This is a genomic window from Dietzia sp. CQ4, assembly GCF_014145125.1.
GTDB lineage: Bacteria > Actinomycetota > Actinomycetes > Mycobacteriales > Mycobacteriaceae > Dietzia > Dietzia natronolimnaea.
This window is the reverse complement of the sequence record NZ_JAALDZ010000382.1, coordinates 1-1,071: the sequence shown is the minus strand read 5'-3', so window position 1 is coordinate 1,071 and position 1,071 is coordinate 1. Positions and strand designations below refer to the sequence as shown.

Here is a 1,071-nt window from a genome sequence, read left to right as displayed (position 1 = left end):
GGGGACTGGGATCAGTGGCACGCTCCGGGGCCCCGGAGATCACCGCCGCGGTGCCGTTCATCCTCCTCGGACTCGCGCTCGTCCTCGCCGGGGCCGCGTCACTCGACGCACTCGCGCTGGGCGACGACCTGGCGCGCGGGCTCGGGGTCGGCCCGGTGGCCGGCCGGGCGGTCGTCCTGGGTGGAGTGGTGATCCTGTCCGGGGTCGCCACCGCGCTGGCCGGCCCGATCGCGTTCCTCGGGCTCCTCGTCCCCCATCTGCTGCGCCGGCTCGTCGGGGTCGGCAACAGGGTGGTCCTGGGGTTGTCCGTGATCGTGGGCCCCGTCGTCCTGCTCCTCGCCGACACCGTGGGGCGTGTCCTCGCCCCGCCGGGTGAGATCGCCGTCGGTGTGATGACGGTGGCGATGGGCGTGCCGTTCCTGATCGCCATGCTGCGGATGAACCGGGGGGTGGGCGCCTCGTGAGCACCGCAGTCCTCGACCGACCCGCCGACCGGGTGGAGACGGACGAGCTCGTCCGGACACTCGCCGCCGGTCGCCGGAGACGAGCCCTGCTCCTTGTGCTCGCGCTCGTCGCCGCCCTCGTGGCGGCCATGGCCGTCCGCGTCCTCCTGGGTCGGTACACGGTGACCATCCCCGACTTCCTCGCCATCCTCGGAGGGGCGACCATTCCCGGCGCGACCTTCGTGGTGATGGAGGACAAGCTTCCCCGCGCGGTGTTGGGCGCACTGGCGGGGCTGGCGTTCGGCGCCTCCGGAGCCCTGTTCCGTCGCGTCCTGGGCAACCCCCTGGCCAGTCCCGACATCCTGGGCATCTCCCACGGGGCATCCGCGGGGGCCGTCGCCGGGATGGCGTTCTGGGGGCTGCGCGGGGTGGCGATCATCCCCGCGGCGCTCCTCGGATCAGCGGTGGCGCTGGCCCTCGTCCTGAGCGCCTCCGCGGGGCGTCACACCGGGATCGTCGGCCAACGATTCCTGCTCGGCGGCGTGGCGGTGGCCGCACTGGGCACCGCCGTGGTGACCCAGCTCATCGCGCGCCTCCCTCTGGCGGGAGCGCAGGAGGCCGCGGTCTG

2 protein-coding genes are annotated in these 1,071 nt (G+C 74.0%); both read left to right on the top strand.

Annotated features, from left to right (window positions below; translation table 11 throughout):
- The coding region (locus G6031_RS17370; RefSeq protein WP_182653945.1) for an iron chelate uptake ABC transporter family permease subunit at positions 1–464 on the top strand (464 nt) is incomplete at its 5' end.
- Positions 461–1,071, top strand: a 611-nt coding sequence (locus G6031_RS17365; RefSeq protein WP_182653944.1) for an iron chelate uptake ABC transporter family permease subunit, incomplete at its 3' end; no start/stop codon positions are given. The genes G6031_RS17370 and G6031_RS17365, both read left to right, overlap by 4 nt.